Here is a 17,877-nt window from a genome sequence, read left to right as displayed (position 1 = left end):
TACCCAAGAATATATAACTATGAATAAGAATAAAATCATCGCAGTCATATCAATCCTATTTTGTTTAGGATTTACATCATGTTTCAATGATCTTAACACCATGCCACTTGATGATAACCAGATTGTTAGCGAAGAAGTCTACAGCACAACAGACGGATATGCCGGTATGCTTGCAAAGTGTTACGGCTCAATGATTCTAACTGGTCAGAAAGGCGGCGATGGAGGAGATGGCGATTTGCAAGGTGCAAACGAAGGCTATTCAGGGTATGTGCGTCTGTTGTTCTATCTTCAGGAACTGAACACCGACAATTTTCTCATGCCTTCTTCTTCCAATGGTCTTCGCAAAATGCTCAATCTGTCATGGGATGCCTCCAATGCTCCTGTAGTCACTTGGACCTATCAGCGCCTATACATGAGTATTGCCTATTGCAATGAAGTATTGCGTGAATGTACGGAGGATAAGCTGAAAAAGCGTGGACTCTGGGATAAAATGTCAGGTGAATATGCAAGCTATCGCGCTGAGGCTCGTTTCATTCGGGCTTACTGCTATGCAACCTTGTGCGACCTTTTTGGTAATGTTCCTTATATTGATGAGAACACGGGTGTAAAGGAAATCCCTGTACAGTGGCAGAGAAAACAAATTTTTGAATTTGCTGAAAGTGAACTGAAGGCCATTGATGCTGATTTGAAAGCACCACACAGGAATGAATATGGCAGAATAGACAAGGTAGCAGCATGGTTCCTGCTATCGAGAATGTATCTCAATGCACAGACATGGATAGGTGCAAACCGTTATACTGATGCTCTTGCTTATGCCAAGAAAGTCATTAATGAAGGTGGTTATCCACTGGCTCTAGACTATCGCCACATCTTCCTTGCTGATAATGACCAGTGTTCTGAAATAATCTGGCCACTTTGTCAAGATGGGCAGAAGGCGCAGAGTTCTGCAGGAACCAACTTCTATGTGAAGGCCTTTGTAAATGGTCCGATGAATAAACTTTATAAAACAGGTATCGGTTCACGTGGTTGGGGTAATGTACGTGCCAAAGCAACTCTTGTAGATGCGTTTGATGCCGATGATGTCTCGTTTGACAAAGCTGACATATGGGGTAATCAGAAAAAGGACAAGCGTGCACAGTTCATGACAGCACTTCCTAATCAAAAGAAAGAAACCTATGATAATAAGGGCGCAATGACAAGTACGTTCACATGTGGTTATGGCTATATCAAATGGCGCAATGTTACCAAGAACAATATGTCTCCTGTTCAAGGTGAAGCTTATACATCCATTAATTTTCCTATGTTCCGTACTGGCGAGGCTTACCTCATTGCTGCAGAGGCTATCTTGCGTGGGGCACAAGGCGGTTCAATGACAGATGCTCTCAACTATGTGAACGAAATCCGTGAACGTGCATATATGAGCGGTAAGTATGCCAAAGCAGGTGTTAGATCTGATGTGAATGGTGATATTACAGCTTCACAGCTTACACTTGACTTCATCCTTGCAGAACGCCAGCGTGAATTGGCTTCAGAACTTCAACGCCGTACTGATCTTATTCGATTCGGTAAGTTTACAAAAGGGAATAATTGGGATTGGAAGGCTGCTCAGCAGCAAGGTGCAGATGTTGATGATAAATACGTTTTGTTCCCAATACCGGAAACTGAACTTACAAATAATCCAACATTGAAACAGAATGAAGGCTATTAGATTATACCTGCTCATCATGCTTCTCCTGTCATTTGGTGGGACCTGGGCTCAAACTTCTTTCGAGGAGATTGATGCTACCCCTGCCAAGGCAGGAGGAGTTTACTTAACTTATCCTGTAGAAGAATATCATCAAACTCCAGCTCCCAAGGGCTATCAGCCATTCTACATCAGTCATTATGGTCGGCATGGTTCTCGTTTTCTTTTGAGAGATAAAGATTACAAATGGATTATAGATTTACTCAAGGATGCTGATAATCAGCATGCGCTGACAGATTTAGGGCGTGATTTGCTTGTTAAACTCCAAGAGTTGTGGCCCATTGTAGAGGGCAGAGGCGGAGACCTTACATTTGTTGGTGAGCGTCAGCATCGTGGGATTGCGTATAGAATGTATACCCATTACCCAGAAGTCTTTAGAAAAACAAAGAAAGTCTCTGCAAGATCTACCATGTCCTTGCGGTGTGCAATGAGCATGGCAGCTTTCTGCGATGAACTCAAAGGATTGTCACCAGGACTTGACATGCACCTTGAAGCCAGTGAAAAATATGTGAGATATTTGAACTGGCAGTCGAAAGCTTCCAATGCATTTGCTGATGGTAAGCATGGCCCCTGGGTGGAAGAATATCGTAAGTTCTCACTCGCCCAAACGCGCCCCGAACGTATGTGTCAGTCACTTTTTAGCGATAGCACCTACGTGTTGAAGAAAGTAAATCCAAGCGAACTCATGTGGGGACTCTATTGGATAGTTGTTGACATGCAGGACATTGATACCGCTATTCAGTTGCCTCAAGTGCTGACCAATCGTGAGTTGTTCGACCTGTGGCAGGTCATCAACTATAAGTTCTACGTTGATGGTGCCAACCATGCAGATGGTAAAGGTGCCTGTCCACGGAAAGCTGTTCCTTTGGTGAAGAACATTATAGAAAGCGCCGATGAAGCAATTGTCAATAAGAACATTGCTGCTACTTTGCGATTTGGTCATGACGGCAACATCATTCCACTGTTGGCCCTAATCAAACTCGAGAATTTTAATGCCTCTGTAAGTAATCCTTATGAGGTCTATAAAGTTTGGAGTGATTTCAAAGCTGTACCCATGGCAGGCAACATACAGTTGATTTTTTATAAGAATAAAAAGAATGACGTCTTAGTGAAAATCCTCCATAATGAAAAAGAGGCACATGTTGCTTTGCATACAGATATTTTTCCTTATTATCGTTGGAAAGAACTTCGCAGCTATCTCCAATCACTATTATAGTGCAAGTCTGACGGATTTATAAGTATTTGTAAATCCGTCAAATTTGTGTTGACTTATTCCTGTCAGGTTGTATAGCACATTGATATGTGGGAAATACCCTTTTGTTGTCCCTTGGCTTATATGAGGCTGTTTTCAAAATCTAATCACCCTTATTTGTAGTTTGCATCAAATCACCGCGTAACTTGACGCATATTAGCGCGTGATATGACGCAGATTGCAACGTATTTACAGTTATATTGCATTGCTTCTCGTAACAAGACATGGAAAAGGGAGAGTGCTTGTATGTTTTCTCTCACGGCAAAGAGAAAGAATTGGAGAGGCGAATGCAAATCTTGTTTGAATTTGATTGACAAACAGAGTGCTGCAATCTCCGTTTTCATTCATAATCCTTACAAAATCATTCAAAAGTTTGTTTTCAGGTTATATCTGTCTGAATAATATGTTATCTTTGTGATGTCGTGTGACAATATCGTTCACACGAGGCTCAAAAACAATGTAATAAAACCAAATTCCGACATACAATGAAAACATTTCAGCCTATACCTATGGGCCACTTCTCGGTTGCCTTGTCTGCCATGTTCTTGGCAGTGGCATCGTCTGCCCGGGCACAAGATCGCGTTGACAATCGTCCGAACATCATTCTTTTCATGGTAGACGACATGGGCTGGCAAGACACTTCGCTGCCTTTCTGGACCCAACGCACGATGTATAATAACCGCTACGAAACGCCCAATATGGAGCGATTGGCAGCGCGAGGCATGATGTTCAGTCAGGCTTATGCATGTCCGATCAGCTCGCCAAGTCGGTGCAGTCTGATGACGGGAAGCAATGCTGCACGCCACAGAGTGACCAACTGGACATTGGAAAAGAACAAGTCTACCGACCTCAAAGACGACCGATTGACGCTTCCCGAATGGAATTATAACGGCATCAGTGGCGTTGAAGGATGTCGCAACACCTATCGGGCGACCTCGTTTGTCAACCTCCTTCAGGCATCAGGTTATCACACCATACATTGCGGAAAGGCACATTGGGGGGCACGGGATACGCCTGGCGAAGACCCACATCACTGGGGATTTGAAGTCAATATCGCAGGACATGCGGGCGGAGGGCCTGCTACTTATCTCAGTGAACGCCACTATGGAAACACTGACAACCCTGCAAAACAGCACAAAATGGCTATTCCCGGGCTTGAAAAATACTGGGATACAGGCACCTTTCTCACGGAGGCTTTGACGCGCGAAGCACTGAAATCGCTCGACAAGGCCAAGCGCTATAACCAACCGTTCTACCTTTACATGTCTCATTATGCGGTGCATATTCCCATTGATCGTGACCCACGTTACTACGACAAATACCTGAAGAAAGGGCTCTCGGAGAAAGAGGCTGCCTATGCTTCTCTTGTGGAAGGAATGGACAAGAGCCTTGGAGATATCCTTGATTGGCTTGATAAAAACGATGAAACCCGACGCACGATAGTCATCTTCATGAGCGACAATGGGGGCTATGCCACGGGAAGTCAATGGCGCGATCAGCCGCTTTTCACGCAGAATTCGCCGCTTAAATCGGGCAAAGGCTCCATGTATGAGGGTGGAATTCGCGAGCCGATGATTGTCAGTTGGCCTGGAACGGTGAAGCCGGGTTCCGTGTGCAGGCAATATGTGATGATAGAAGATTACTTCCCCACCTTACTTGAAATGGCAGGCATCAAGCATTATAAGGTGCCGCAAAAGGTTGACGGAAAGAGCTTCATCCCATTGCTGAAAGGCACAGGAGACCCCTCCCGCGGGCGCATGCTCGTGTGGAATTATCCCAATGTCTGGGGCAATGTAGGGCCTGGCATCAGCCTGAACTGTGCCATTCGTGAGGGCGATTGGAAGCTCATCTATAACTACAAGACCCACGAAAAGGAGCTTTATGACATCCCTAATGACATCGGCGAAGCGCATAATCTCGCTGCCGAACGTCCGTCAATCGTGAAGAAACTGTCGAAGAAACTCGGCAACTATCTTCGTAAGGTCGCTGCACAGCGCCCGTCAGAAAAGGCAAGCGGCACTCCATGTCCGTGGCCCGACGAAGTAAAATAAGGCCTCATGCGCAGGCAAAATGCCTGCGCATGCCGTCTTTGTTTAGTATTATTGTACGACAGAAAGATATCTGTCAGCATTCAGAACGAAATCTATGACTACCATTTCTCCCTTTGCACGTCCGCTGTATGTGATGCTCAAGCCTGTTGGCGCGGCCTGTAATCTCGCGTGTAACTACTGTTATTATCTTGAGAAATCAAACCTCTACAAGCATCAGCCGAAGCGACAGATGAGCGAAGAACTGCTCGAACGCTTCGTCAAAGACTACATTGAGGCGCAGACCATGAATGAAGTGGTCTTCACGTGGCATGGTGGTGAGCCGACTCTTCGTCCGCTTTCGTTCTATCAGAAGGCTGTGGAATTGCAGAAAAAGTATGCCGGAGGCCGCGTCATTCATAATTCGTTGCAAACCAACGGCACGCTGCTTACCGATGAATGGTGTCGTTTTCTGAAGGCGAACAATTGGCTTGTAGGCATCTCTATCGACGGCCCTGAAGCCTTTCATGACCGTTATCGGCGCGACAGTCAGGGCAGACCATCGTGGCAGAAGGTTATGGAAGGCATCCGTTTGCTGCAGCATTATGGTGTGGAATGGAATGCCATGGCCGTTGTCAACCGCTATAATGCTGATCATCCGCAGGCTTTTTATCGCTTTTTCAAAAGTATAGGGTGCCAGTATATCCAGTTTGCTCCCATCGTAGAACGTAACATGCAACATGCCGACGGCCGCCATTTGGCATCGATTGGTGACGCTACCGATGCGCCCGTTACCGACTTTTCGGTCACTCCAGAGCAATGGGGAAGCTTTCTTTGTGGGATTTTCGACGAATGGGTTAAGCAGGATATAGGTCGCGTTTTCGTTCAGATTTTTGATAGTATGCTGGCCAATTGGGTCGGTGTTGCATCCGGAACGTGTATCTATGCAAAGGAATGTGGACACGCAGGAGTAATGGAATACAACGGAGATGTGTACTCTTGTGACCACTTTGTGTTTCCTCAGTACAAGCTTGGAAACATCAATGAGCACACATTGATAGAGATGTTATACGGCGAAAAGCAGCGACGTTTCAGCCAACTCAAGTATAACAAGCTCCCCCGTCAATGCAAAGAGTGCCGTTGGGCCTTTGCATGTCATGGCGAATGTCCTAAGAATCGCTTTGTCAACGACCGCTATGGCAATCCCGGTTTGAATTATCTTTGTGCCGGTTATCGCCGTTTCTTCGAGCATATTGCACCCACAATGGACGAAATGAAGAAAGCGTTTACGGTGGAATGAAGCCCTCTTTAATCTAAAAGGAAAAGCTTCATGTCATGAAGAACATCGCTTATTCCGTCCCGTTTCGATAGGCCGAAGGCTGTTGTTGATATCTGTCTTTAAAACATTTGCAGAAATATCGTGGACTTGAAAAACCGTTTTTATAACTGATTTCGGCTATACTGAGGTGAGGGTTCTCACGTAACATCTTCGCCGCCTTACGCAATCGAATTCGCATAATGAATTCATTCGGCGTCTGTCCTGTCAGGTTTTTCCACTTCGTGAACAGGCTTGTACGCGACATTCCCATTTCTCTTGCAAACACATCAACGCTGAATTCCGAGTTCATATAATGTTTGTCGATGATGTTCATTGCGCGATCAAGCATCTCTTTATCAAGCGGATTGGAGGCCAACATGTTGGCTTCGGTGTGCGGATGCTCGCCAAATTTGCGTTGAAGCAGGCGTCGGGAGTTGATGAGATTGTTGCATCTTGAAATCAGAAGTTCGTTATTAAACGGCTTTGTTATATAGTCGTCAGCTCCTGTTTTCAGTCCTTCGAGTTCCTGTTCTACGGCAGTTCGAGCCGTAAGAAGCACCACGGGAATATGGCAAATGGCGAAATCTTCCTTGATAATCTTACAGAGTTCGATACCCGACATATTAGGCATGAGTACGTCACTGATGATGATATCCGGCATTTCATCGCGTATAACTTCGAGTCCTTCCTGTCCATCTACGGCCGTAAGTATGCGATAGTAAGGACTGAGAACCGTCATCAACAGTTGTCGGATGTCGTCATTGTCTTCCACAATCAATATCGTTGCCTCTTCAATTCCTTTCATTTCGCGGACAGGAGGCATGGCATCAGCTTCCAAGACGATGTCAGGTTGAGGCTGAATCACTTTATCTTCAACGGTTTCCTCTGTCTTCTTGTCTTCTTTCTTCACTTTGATTTCGTCTTCGTTGAAGTGGTCTTTGCCCAAAGGAAGCGTCACGACAAAGGTTGTTCCCTCATTGATTACGGAGTCAACGCTAATGGTTCCGTGATGTTGTTGCACGATGTTCTGGGTCAGATTAAGGCCAATGCCCGTGCCCATTTCGGTCAAAGACTCGAAATCCCGAGCCTGATAGAAGCAGTCGAACACGTGGGCAAGGTCGGTTTCTGCTATGCCTTTACCAGTGTCGGTGACGCGAAGTATGACCTGCCGACCGTCACATTCGGTCGTCACATTGACGTTTCCACCCTGCGGAGTGTGTTTCAATGCGTTCGAAATGAGGTTGTTGACCACCTTTCTCATTTGCCTTTTGTCAATCCAAACCTCTGCATTTGTGCCCTCATTCACGTTTAGTGTGACGTCATTGCTATTGGCGTATTCCTTAAACATGTTGCAGATGTTGCCCACAAATGCCGACCAATCCACAGCTTCTACGCAGAGATGGGCCAATGATTGCTCATGTTTCTTGAAATCAAGCAACTCTGAAATCAGATCGCGCAGCAGGTTACTGTTGCGGTAGATGCCTTGAAGTTTGTTGTAGATGTCGGCAGTAAACCGCTGGGTATGCAGCAAAGACTCGGCCAACCCGATGATAACTGTGAGCGGAGTCCTGATTTCATGCGACACATTTGTAAAGAAACGAATCTTCGATTGATTGCGTTCTTCGATGTCTTTTGCGTGTTGTTGCTCGTATTTCAACGACTCTGCCAACCTGATACGCTTGCGATAGCTGCGTATGAGCCAATGAGCAATAAGGCCGAGCAGTACAAGATAGCCCATATAAGCCCACCAGGAGCGATACCATGGAGGCAGAATGCGGATGCCGAGTCGGGCAACAGGCGATGTCGTTCCTGCCGAGCGCAGTTCTAAGGTGTAGTCTCCCGGGGCCAAATCAAAGAAATCTATCTTCTTTTGTCGTGTCCCGATGGGGAACCACTGATTGGAGGAACCGACAAGCCGATACTCAAGAGGCTGCGTGTTTGCCCGGATATGGTTGGATGATGCGTATTCAATACTGATGACAGAACGTTCATAACTGAGTTCAATCTCATTGGTGTAGCGCAATGTATGCTTAAGAATCTCGGTCTGATCTCCCGGCAAAATCTCCTGTCCATTGATATAAAGACCGGTGAAACGGAGGTTATATGGCTTCGTCTTCTTGTGCAGGTCGCGTTCCCTGAAGGATACCATGCCGCGCACACCACCAAGATAAACCGTGCCCGAACGTGTCACATAAAGGGCATTTTCATTAATAGTGGCCAACGGAAAACCATTGTCTTTGTTGTAGTTTCGAAAGGTTTTGTGCTGGATGTTGAATACCGAAAAGCCCTGATTGGTGATGAGAAGCAGTTCGTTATTGCTCAAGGAAGAGGGTGCAATGGCATAAACACAGCTGCCTGTAAGCCCTTCGTGCCGACCGTAATTGATGAAACTGTCGTGGCGTTCGTCGTAAAGGTCAATGCCATCGTTGGCAGTTGACAGCCAGATACGCCCCTGATGGTCGGTCATGACGTTATTGATGTTGTTGCAACTGAGGCTTCCCTTGGCCTGGGTTCGCTGGTAATGGCGGAATTTCCCAGTAGAGAAATCATAGCAATAGACACCGCGCGACTCGGTGGCAATCCACAAACGGCCGTGTCGGTCGATGCAAAGTCCCTGCACGATGCGTAGCTTTTCCTTGGCCAGGAGTGGCGTAAAGGTTTCTTTCTCGGGATCCATCATGACAACACCTTCCTGTGTTGCGATGACCAACTGACGGCCGTGGGGTTTGATATCCCTTACAATATCGGAGGGAAGCGACTTCGGATTGCCAGCCTCATGCCTGTAGCTGCGACTCTTCCCGCTTGAAAGTTCAATGCGGTCGAGGCCTCCAAGGTGAGTTCCCACCCACATCGTACGCCGCGTTTTGTCGAAGAATATGGCCTTGAGATTATTTTGTGTAATCGCAGTTCCGGGCAGGTTATGGTGTGAGAAGACTTGTGTGTGGGGATTATAGATGTTGAGTCCGCCCCCTTCCGTACATATCCAGAGGTTTCCTTTGTCGTCTTCGGTCATGCGCCCCACTATCTGGCTGCTCAGTCCGGGCCTGTTCTTTTCCTGCAAGCGATATTGAGTATAGATTTCATATTCAGGATTAAAGTAGTTCACTCCACCGAAATAGGTGCCCACCCACAGTGTTCCCTGATTGTCTTTGATGATGCTCCAGATGCTCGAATTGGTCAGACTCTTTTCCTGTGTGTTTGCCGTGAAGGTAGAAGAAGCCCCGGTTCGTGGGTTGTAACGCGTCAGACCGAGGTATGTTCCTATCCACATCACGCCCGAATTGTCCTCACAAAAGGTGCGCACGAAATTCGAAACGAGCAGTTTTCCCTTACGAGTGTTGGTGCATTTTCCTTGTGGCTCAATCGTCCAGAAGCCGTCGTTCCAACTTCCTATCCATATTGTTTTGGCATGGTCTTCATAGATCTGGGTGATATATCCCGTTGTAATGGGGTGTGAGAGTCGGCCCGAAGCATAGCAATAGACGCCACTTCCGCGCGTCCCTATCCACATCCGACCGCGCGTGTCAACCGTGATGCTCGTCACGGTTGACTTTGTAGGCAGTGTGATATAGCCTTTGCTGAGCCCTGACTGCCCTTCGACAGTCATGATTTTATGCTTGTCACTGTAGTAAAGTCGGCCGTGATAGCAGATTGCTCCGATGTTGTTGTCGTATTTCAGTGTTTTGAATTGGCGCGTCATCAGGTCGAGTCGGGCTATTCCTTCCGAGCAAAGCAGGTAGAGATTACGGTTGCCATCGCCCGTGATATGCATCACATTGTTGCAGAAAAGGCTTTTCGTGTCACCGCTTTTATTGGTATAAATGCGCAGATGATTACCGTCATAGCAGTTCAATCCCATGCGTGTGGCAATCCAGATGTTGCCATCTCGGTCGGCATAAAGGCTGTTTACAGAGATTTGTGAAAGGCCTTCGTCGGGCGTGAGATGGTCAAATGCAATGTTTTGTGCCCTGTTCTGACCGACAGAAAGTGTCAGCAGAAAGAACAAGACAATATATTTTATGGTATGTTTTTGAAAGGAAACCATGGCTACCCGATGTTAGTTTTGGTTAGAGAGTTGTCATTTATATATGTAATGTGTTTGCAATATTCGGAAAAAAAAATGAAATATGCAAGAAAAAGAATTACGAATTAAAGTAAAATCTGTTTGGTATTCCTTGGCTTGCAGGTTTATTCAAAAGGAGTTTCTGTTGTTTTCTGTTGTTCATGGCGTGGAGTTCGGCCCTGCTTTCTCAGGCAGACAGCATGGTGGGAACGGTCTGTTTTCATCGTGTTTTCCTGACATACGAAAGGTATGTTAATTCTTGTCGCGAATGTTTACAATTGCCTTTATCAGATGAACGCATTTGAAAAGCGGGTTATTCTTTTTCAAAATAGGTTCCGTTTTTAAGAGTTTTACAATGCGTTGACAGTCAAAAGGTTATGAAATTTAAGGCAAAACAGGAGTTAAAATCACAGGAGAAAGTGCTGCGATTTGCGTCAAATCACCGCGTATTTTGCATGGAGTTACTGCGCAATCTGTGGCAGTTTAGCGCGCAATCTGCATCAAAACACACGGTGATTTGTGGCATATTGCACGACGGAATCAAAAACCATGGCATTTCATATTCTTTGTTTCATGCTTCAAAGTCACCCTAAAAAGGTGGAAAACAGTATTCATACATGAAAACATTTGGTGGGAAATGGAAAAACAATTCATTTGAGTTGCCGATTGCTGTGACATGGAAACAGATGCTACGGTATAAAAACATGCGCGGTAGAACGGAATTATACACGGTGCATGATGAATTTTGAATTAAAAACACTACCTTTGTACACATTATCAATAGCGCGCATGAAGACTGGCGTGAGGAAATGAAACGAAAACAGAAATAAAACAAGATAGAAATGGATTACAATTTCAGTGAAATCGAGAAGAAATGGCAAAAGGCCTGGGCCGAGCACCAAACGTACAAGGTGACAGAGGATAAGACGAAGAAGAAATACTATGTGCTCAACATGTTTCCCTATCCATCGGGAGCAGGTCTGCACGTGGGTCATCCCTTAGGCTACATTGCAAGCGACATCTATGCACGCTTCAAGCGATTGCAGGGCTACAATGTGCTCAACCCAATGGGCTATGATGCCTATGGACTTCCGGCTGAACAGTATGCCATTCAAACGGGACAACACCCGGCTATCACAACCGAAACAAACATCAATCACTACCGCGAACAGTTGGATAAGATTGGGTTTTCGTTTGACTGGAACCGCGAAGTGCGCACCTGTGACCCACAATATTACCACTGGACACAGTGGGCTTTCATGAAGATGTTCGCCAGTTATTTCTGCAATAAATGTCAGCAGGCACGTCCTGTTGCCGACCTCATCAAGCACTTTGAGACTTCAGGTACAGAAGGACTTGATGTTGCACAGACCGAGGAACTGCACTTCACAGCTGAGGAATGGAAAGCCATGAGCGAAGAAGAACAGCAGAAGGTGCTGATGAACTATCGCATTGCCTACTTGGGAGAGACCGTTGTCAACTGGTGTCAGGGCCTGGGAACCGTGCTTGCCAATGACGAAGTGGTCAACGGAGTGAGCGAACGTGGAGGCTATCCTGTCGTTCAGAAGAAGATGCAGCAATGGTGTCTTCGCACCTCAGCCTACGCACAACGCCTGCTCGACGGATTGGAGAATATCAACTGGACTGACTCTATCAAGGAGACACAACGCAACTGGATAGGTCGCTCGGAAGGTACGGAGATGGAGTTTAAGTATAGCCTCACCCCTGACCCCTCTCCAAGGAGAGGGGAGTGTTCTACTGGAGATAATGCAGAGGGACACTTCACTATCTTTACCACTCGGGCGGACACGATATTCGGTGTGACGTTCATGGTGCTGGCACCTGAAAGTGAATTGGTGGAGAAACTGACGACAAAGGAACAGAAAGCGGAGGTAGAAGAATATTTAGCTTACGTGAAGAAGCGCACCGAACTCGACCGCATGAGCGACCGTAAGGTAACGGGTGTGTTCAGCGGAAGCTATGCTGTCAATCCTTTCACAGGTGCTAAAATCCCAGTATGGATTTCAGAATATGTGCTCGCCGGCTACGGCACGGGGGCTATCATGGCCGTTCCTGCACACGACAGTCGCGACTATGCCTTTGCCAAACACTTCAACCTGCCTATCATCCCACTGATAGAGGGTGCCGATGTGAGCGAGGAAAGCTTTGATGCCAAGGAGGGAATTGTGATGAATTCTCCATGTGAAGGCGTTGAGACATTAGATGGTTTCAGCCTTAACGGTATGACCGTGAAAGAGGCCATTGCAGCCACCAAGGAATTTGTGACCAAGCATCAGCTGGGCCGTGTGAAGGTGAACTACCGCCTGCGCGATGCCATTTTCTCACGCCAGCGCTATTGGGGAGAGCCGTTCCCTGTCTACTACAAGAACGGCATGCCCTATATGATTCCCGAGGAATGTCTGCCGCTCGAGCTTCCCGAAATCGACAAATACGAGCCCACCGAAACGGGAGAACCTCCATTGGGACGCGCTAAGAAATGGGCTTGGGACGAAGCCAAGAAGCAGGTTACAGACAAGAGTCTCGTGGACAACAAGACCGTCTTCCCCCTCGAACTCAACACCATGCCGGGCTTTGCAGGCAGTTCTGCCTACTATCTTCGCTACATGGATCCGAAGAACGACAAGGCACTCGTGGGCAAGGAGGCCGATGAATACTGGCAGAATGTAGACCTCTACGTAGGTGGAACCGAGCATGCTACGGGCCATTTGATTTACAGTCGCTTCTGGAATAAGTTTCTCCACGATTGCGGAGTGAGCTGCAAGGAAGAACCTTATGAGAAACTTATCAACCAAGGTATGATACAGGGGCGCTCGAACTTCGTATATCGTGTGAACTCAGATGACCACCCCAAGGCACCTGTCTTCGTGTCAAAAGGTCTCAAAGACCAATATGACACGACCCCAATCCACGTGTGGGTGAACTTGGTCAAGAACGATATCCTCGACACCGAGGCTTTCAAGCAGTGGCGTCCTGAATACAACAATGCCGAGTTTATCCTCGAAGACGGCAAATATATCTGTGGATGGGCTATCGAAAAGATGTCGAAGAGCATGTACAACGTGGTCAATCCCGACGATATCATCAAGGATTATGGCGCTGATACGCTGCGCCTCTATGAGATGTTCCTCGGCCCGGTTGAAGCCAGCAAGCCTTGGGACACCAATGGTATTGATGGCTGTCACCGCTTCCTCAAGAAGTTCTGGAGTCTCTTCTGGGAGCGCGGAGGTGAGGAAAAACTGATAGTTGACGATGTCGAGCCCTCGAAAGAAAATCTCAAGAGCGTGCATAAGCTCATCAAGAAAGTAACCGAAGATATTGAGAAATTCAGCTACAACACCTCTATCTCGGCCTTCATGATTGCCGTTAACGAACTCGGTCAGCAGAAATGTCACAACCGCGAGCTGTTGCAGAAGATGGTAGTGCTGCTGTCACCCTTTGCTCCACACGTGGCCGAAGAACTGTGGCATGCCCTTGGCAACAAGGGAACCGTGTGCGATGCAGCATGGCCAAGCTACGATGAAAAGTATCTCGTGGAGAGCGAAATGCAGCTCACAGTCAGCTTCAACGGTAAAGCCCGCTATCAGAAGACGTTTGCAGCCGACGCCGACAACGCCACTATTGAGCGTGAAGTGAAAGCCGATGAGCGCAGCCTGAAGTACATGGAGGGCAAACAGATTGTGAAAGTGATTATCGTTCCGAAGAAAATCGTTAATATTGTCATTAAGTAAATGATAGAGAATATCAAATATTGGGATGAGATGAAGGACTATTTCTTCATCACGCTCGGCATCATGCTTTATACCATTTCGTTCACGGTGTTCCTCATGCCCTATCAGATTGTGGCGGGTGGTGTAACCGGTCTCTCGGCCATTATCTACTATGCCACGGGCTTCCATGTACAGAACACCTACATCATCATCAACCTGTCGCTGCTCGTGGTAGCGCTGAAGGTGCTGGGCTTTAAGTTTCTCTTCAAGACCATCTACGCCATCTTCCTGCTCTATTTCCTGCTGATTGTCGCTCAGGACATCATTCCCAAGCAGCCCAACGGCATGCCTATCAAGCTTCTTGGCGAGGGACAGGACTTCATGTCTATGATTATCGGGTGCGTCATTACAGGTGTGGCACTTTCTACGGTGTTCCTGCATAACGGTTCAACCGGTGGCACAGACATCATCGCTGCCTCTGTCAACAAGTATCATAACGTGTCGCTCGGCACCGTACTTATTGCGGTTGACTTCTGCATCATCGGCAGCTGTATGTTCTTTCCGCAGTTTGGAACCTATCTCGAACGCGCTCATAAAGTGATGTTCGGCCTTTGCGTGATGACCCTTGAGAACTTCTCTCTCGACTATATCATGAATGCCCGACGCGAAAGTGTGCAGTTCATGATCTTCTCACGAAAGTATCAGGAAATAGCCAATGCTATCGGCATAGAAACCGGTCATGGCGTAACCATCCTCGATGGGCACGGTTGGTACACGGGGCAGGAGATCAAGGTGCTCTGTATTCTTGCCAAGAAACGCGAAAGCACCGACATCTTCCGCCTCATCAAACTCATCGACCCCAATGCCTTTGTCAGCCAGAGTAGCGTTGTCGGTGTATATGGTGAGGGATTTGATGAAATGAAGGTGAGCGTGAAAAAGAAACTCGAAGCCAACAAGAAAAAGAACATTCAATCATGAAAATTGTCTTTGCAACCAACAACCAGCATAAGCTGACCGAAATCCGCGAGATACTCGGCAGCACCTTTGAAATCGTTTCTTTGAAGGATATCGGCTGTGATGCAGACATTCCCGAAACAGGTCAGACGCTTGAAGAGAATGCCCATCTGAAAGCTTTATACGTGTATGAGCACTATGGGCTTGACTGCTTTGCCGATGATACCGGCTTAGAAGTAGAAGCCCTGAATGGTGAACCAGGAGTCTACAGTGCTCGATATGCCGAGCAATATGACCATAACAGTGAGGCAAACACAGTCAAGTTACTGCGTAAGATGACTGATATTACCCGCCGAAATGCCCGCTTTCGCACGGTAATCTCACTCATTCAACACGATGCCGACAATCCCGGCAGCTATCATGAGACGCTTTTTGAAGGTATTGTTGAAGGGAAGATAGCCACCGAAAAGCGTGGCACAGCGGGCTTTGGCTACGATCCGGTCTTCATCCCCGAAGGCTACGACAAGAGCTTTGCCGAACTTGGTGAGGAAATCAAAAACAAGATCAGCCATAGAGCAAGGGCTGTGGAGAAGTTGGCGAAAAGTCTCATCACCAATTCCTCTCCAAAGAAAAGAGGGTGAAAGCAAAGGAGACGAAAGTTATCAGACATTATAGAAAAGACATGACAAGAGCCGAAAAACATCATATCACAAAGATTTTTCATTATTCCTGCAACCAGCAGTTTCCCTCTGATTGGAGAACTAAAGGGGGCCGTTCGTTGAGCCCGTGCAACGGAAAAAGCAAAGGGATAGGAAGTGGAATTCTGCTTCTTGCTCTGTTTCTCCTCCTTTCTTCCTTCGCCTGGCGCTCCTATCTGTCTTACGCTTCACCGCAACAGATAGTACAGGCCAATGGTTCTTTGATTTATGTGCTGGCCAGTAACGGACTCTATTCCTATAACCCCAACGACCAGAGTGTGCGCACTTTCGACAAGGTGAACGGACTTTCTGACGGCAACATCACGCATATAGCCTATAACAAGGCTGCACGAAGATTAGTGATTGTTTATGCCAACCAGAACATTGACCTGATGAATGATGCAGGAGAGGTGACGAATGTAAGCGCCTATTACAATACATCAATGATTGTTGACAAGACCATTCACGGCATTTATGTCTCGAGACGCTATGCTTATTTGGCCACAGGGTTTGGCATTGTGAAGCTGAATGTGGGCAATGCAGAAATCAGCGACACCTACAAACTCGGCTTTTCAGTGAACTACTGCTATATCCGCGACAACAAACTCTTTGCTGCAAGCAAAAGCGCAGGACTTTATTCAGCCCTGCTCACCACAAATCTTGCCGATAAAAACAACTGGAAACGTGTGGGAGTTTACGTGGAAAAAACGCCTGAAGACCTGTCTGTATTGTGGGCAAAAGTAGCCAATGCCAATCCTGGTGGACCGCAATACAACTACTTCGGCTATATGAAATTCCACCAGGGAAAGCTCTATACCTGCGGGGGATATAACGCACCTTACAGAGAAGGAACGATACAAGTGTGGGACGGCAACACATGGGATATCTATCAAGACGAGGCGAAAATCAAGCCAACCACGGGCCTGAGCTATCAAGACATATACTGTATCGACATTGACCCCAAAGACGAAAACCACCTTTTCGCAGGTGCACGCAACGGACTTTATGAATTTCAAAATGGTCATTTCAAGGCCTTTTACAATCACAAGAACGCTCCGATAAACTTTGCTACCAACGACGAAAGCATGGAGTATGAGTTGGTGACTGGTGTGAAATTCGACAGTAATGACAATCTTTGGGTGTTCAACAGTCAGTCGAAAATATCTTCACTGTTGCAATATTCCGATCAAAAATGGACCTCTCACTCAACGCCTGTGCTGATGAGTTTCAACGGAAGGAGTCTTGCCAATGTCCAAAATCTTATGTTCGACAGTCGTGGTCGCCTATGGTTTGTCAACAACAACTGGACGCTTCCCTCGCTTTATTCCTATCAGCCGCAAAACAAGACGTTGCATACTTTCACCTCTTTCACCAATCAAGACGGAACAAAACTCAAGGAATTATGGAACGTGCGCTGCGCCGTTGAAGACAAGGAAAGCAACATCTGGATAGGAACGAATGTGGGACCACTGATGCTCGAGCCTTCGCAGATGGATAGTGACAATCCTGTTTTCCAACAGATAAAAGTGCCCCGCAACGATGGAACCAACTATGCCGACTATCTGTTGAATGGCGTAGACATCACCGCCATAGCCATTGACGGTGCCAACCGCAAATGGTTTGCCACCAATGGCAATGGCGTTTATCTCGTCAGCAGCAACAACATTGAAGAACAGCAGCATTTCACGGCAGAGAACAGTCCGCTCATTTCCAATACCATAGAGAGCATTGCAATCAATGGTACCACGGGCGAAGTGTTCTTTGGAACGGATAAAGGCCTTTGCTCCTACAAGAGCAATGCCACTGAAGCCAGCGAAACCATGACGCAGGAAAGTGTCTATGCCTATCCCAATCCTGTCAAACCTGATTATACGGGGCCTATAAACATCACCGGGCTATCCTACAATGCCGACGTAAAGATTACGACAGCCAACGGCACACTCGTGAAAGAAGGACGCAGCAATGGCGGACTCTTCACCTGGGACGGCTGCAACAAAAACGGACAACGCGTGGCTTCGGGTATTTATATGGTAGAAGCGGCCACACAAAATGGACAGAAAGGAGTTGTATGCAAAATCGCAATCATCCGATAA

The 17,877-nt window shown here is 46.9% G+C and carries 9 protein-coding genes; 8 read left to right on the top strand and 1 reads right to left on the bottom strand.

What is annotated here, in order from left to right:
- Positions 1-19 precede the first annotated feature (19 nt).
- The 4 genes from EL210_RS03830 (at position 20) to EL210_RS03815 (ending at position 6,323) form a co-directional block, all read left to right on the top strand.
- The gene (locus tag EL210_RS03830; protein WP_025879546.1) at positions 20-1,708 is read left to right on the top strand and encodes a RagB/SusD family nutrient uptake outer membrane protein; all 1,689 of its coding nucleotides are present in this window, start codon (positions 20-22) and stop codon (positions 1,706-1,708) included.
- Positions 1,695-2,960, top strand: a complete 1,266-nt coding sequence (locus tag EL210_RS03825) for a histidine-type phosphatase (protein ID WP_018920300.1) — start codon at positions 1,695-1,697, stop codon at positions 2,958-2,960. The genes EL210_RS03830 and EL210_RS03825 overlap by 14 nt, the downstream gene beginning before the upstream one ends.
- 521 nt (positions 2,961-3,481) lie before the next feature.
- Positions 3,482-5,047, top strand: a complete 1,566-nt coding sequence (locus EL210_RS03820) for a sulfatase (protein ID WP_026285939.1) — start codon at positions 3,482-3,484, stop codon at positions 5,045-5,047.
- A gap of 94 nt (positions 5,048-5,141) precedes the next feature.
- A complete protein-coding gene (locus EL210_RS03815; protein ID WP_026285940.1) occupies positions 5,142-6,323 on the top strand; it encodes an anaerobic sulfatase-maturation protein in 1,182 nt (393 codons plus the stop codon).
- A 49-nt stretch (positions 6,324-6,372) separates the two neighbouring features.
- On the opposite strand, the gene EL210_RS03810 is transcribed toward EL210_RS03815, so the two are convergent.
- Positions 6,373-10,386, bottom strand: a complete 4,014-nt coding sequence (locus EL210_RS03810; RefSeq protein ID WP_018920304.1) for a two-component regulator propeller domain-containing protein — start codon at positions 10,384-10,386, stop codon at positions 6,373-6,375.
- Positions 10,387-11,246: 860 nt separating this feature from the next.
- Here EL210_RS03810 and leuS point away from each other — a divergent pair.
- Genes leuS through porZ form a run of 4 tightly spaced genes read left to right on the top strand, consistent with a single transcriptional unit; the run spans position 11,247 to position 17,877 of the window.
- The gene (leuS, locus tag EL210_RS03800) at positions 11,247-14,153 is read left to right on the top strand and encodes a leucine--tRNA ligase (protein ID WP_018920305.1); all 2,907 of its coding nucleotides are present in this window, start codon (positions 11,247-11,249) and stop codon (positions 14,151-14,153) included.
- Complete coding sequence (locus EL210_RS03795; RefSeq protein WP_018920306.1) at positions 14,154-15,110, top strand: YitT family protein; 957 nt, start codon at positions 14,154-14,156, stop codon at positions 15,108-15,110. It begins immediately after the preceding gene.
- Positions 15,107-15,727, top strand: a complete 621-nt coding sequence (locus EL210_RS03790) for a non-canonical purine NTP diphosphatase (protein WP_018920307.1) — start codon at positions 15,107-15,109, stop codon at positions 15,725-15,727. The genes EL210_RS03795 and EL210_RS03790 overlap by 4 nt, the downstream gene beginning before the upstream one ends.
- A gap of 41 nt (positions 15,728-15,768) precedes the next feature.
- Positions 15,769-17,877, top strand: coding sequence for a type IX secretion system anionic LPS delivery protein PorZ (gene porZ / locus EL210_RS03785; protein WP_126370202.1), 2,109 nt, complete (start codon positions 15,769-15,771; stop codon positions 17,875-17,877).

The organism is Segatella oris, assembly GCF_900637655.1.
GTDB classification, from domain to species: Bacteria; Bacteroidota; Bacteroidia; order Bacteroidales; family Bacteroidaceae; genus Prevotella; species Prevotella oris.
Note: the sequence above shows the minus strand (reverse complement) of the source record. Positions and strands in the feature narration are given on the sequence as shown.

Excerpts from the sequence above, each read along its gene's own strand:
- EL210_RS03830 (WP_025879546.1), top strand. The coding sequence starts at position 20 with ATGAATAAGAATAAAATCATCGCAGTCATATCAATCCTATTTTGTTTA.
- EL210_RS03825 (WP_018920300.1), top strand. The coding sequence starts at position 1,695 with ATGAAGGCTATTAGATTATACCTGCTCATCATGCTTCTCCTGTCATTT.
- EL210_RS03820 (WP_026285939.1), top strand. The coding sequence starts at position 3,482 with ATGAAAACATTTCAGCCTATACCTATGGGCCACTTCTCGGTTGCCTTG.
- EL210_RS03815 (WP_026285940.1), top strand. The coding sequence starts at position 5,142 with ATGACTACCATTTCTCCCTTTGCACGTCCGCTGTATGTGATGCTCAAG.
- EL210_RS03810 (WP_018920304.1), bottom strand. The coding sequence starts at position 10,386 with ATGGTTTCCTTTCAAAAACATACCATAAAATATATTGTCTTGTTCTTT.
- leuS (WP_018920305.1), top strand. The coding sequence starts at position 11,247 with ATGGATTACAATTTCAGTGAAATCGAGAAGAAATGGCAAAAGGCCTGG.
- EL210_RS03795 (WP_018920306.1), top strand. The coding sequence starts at position 14,154 with ATGATAGAGAATATCAAATATTGGGATGAGATGAAGGACTATTTCTTC.
- EL210_RS03790 (WP_018920307.1), top strand. The coding sequence starts at position 15,107 with ATGAAAATTGTCTTTGCAACCAACAACCAGCATAAGCTGACCGAAATC.
- porZ (WP_126370202.1), top strand. The coding sequence starts at position 15,769 with ATGACAAGAGCCGAAAAACATCATATCACAAAGATTTTTCATTATTCC.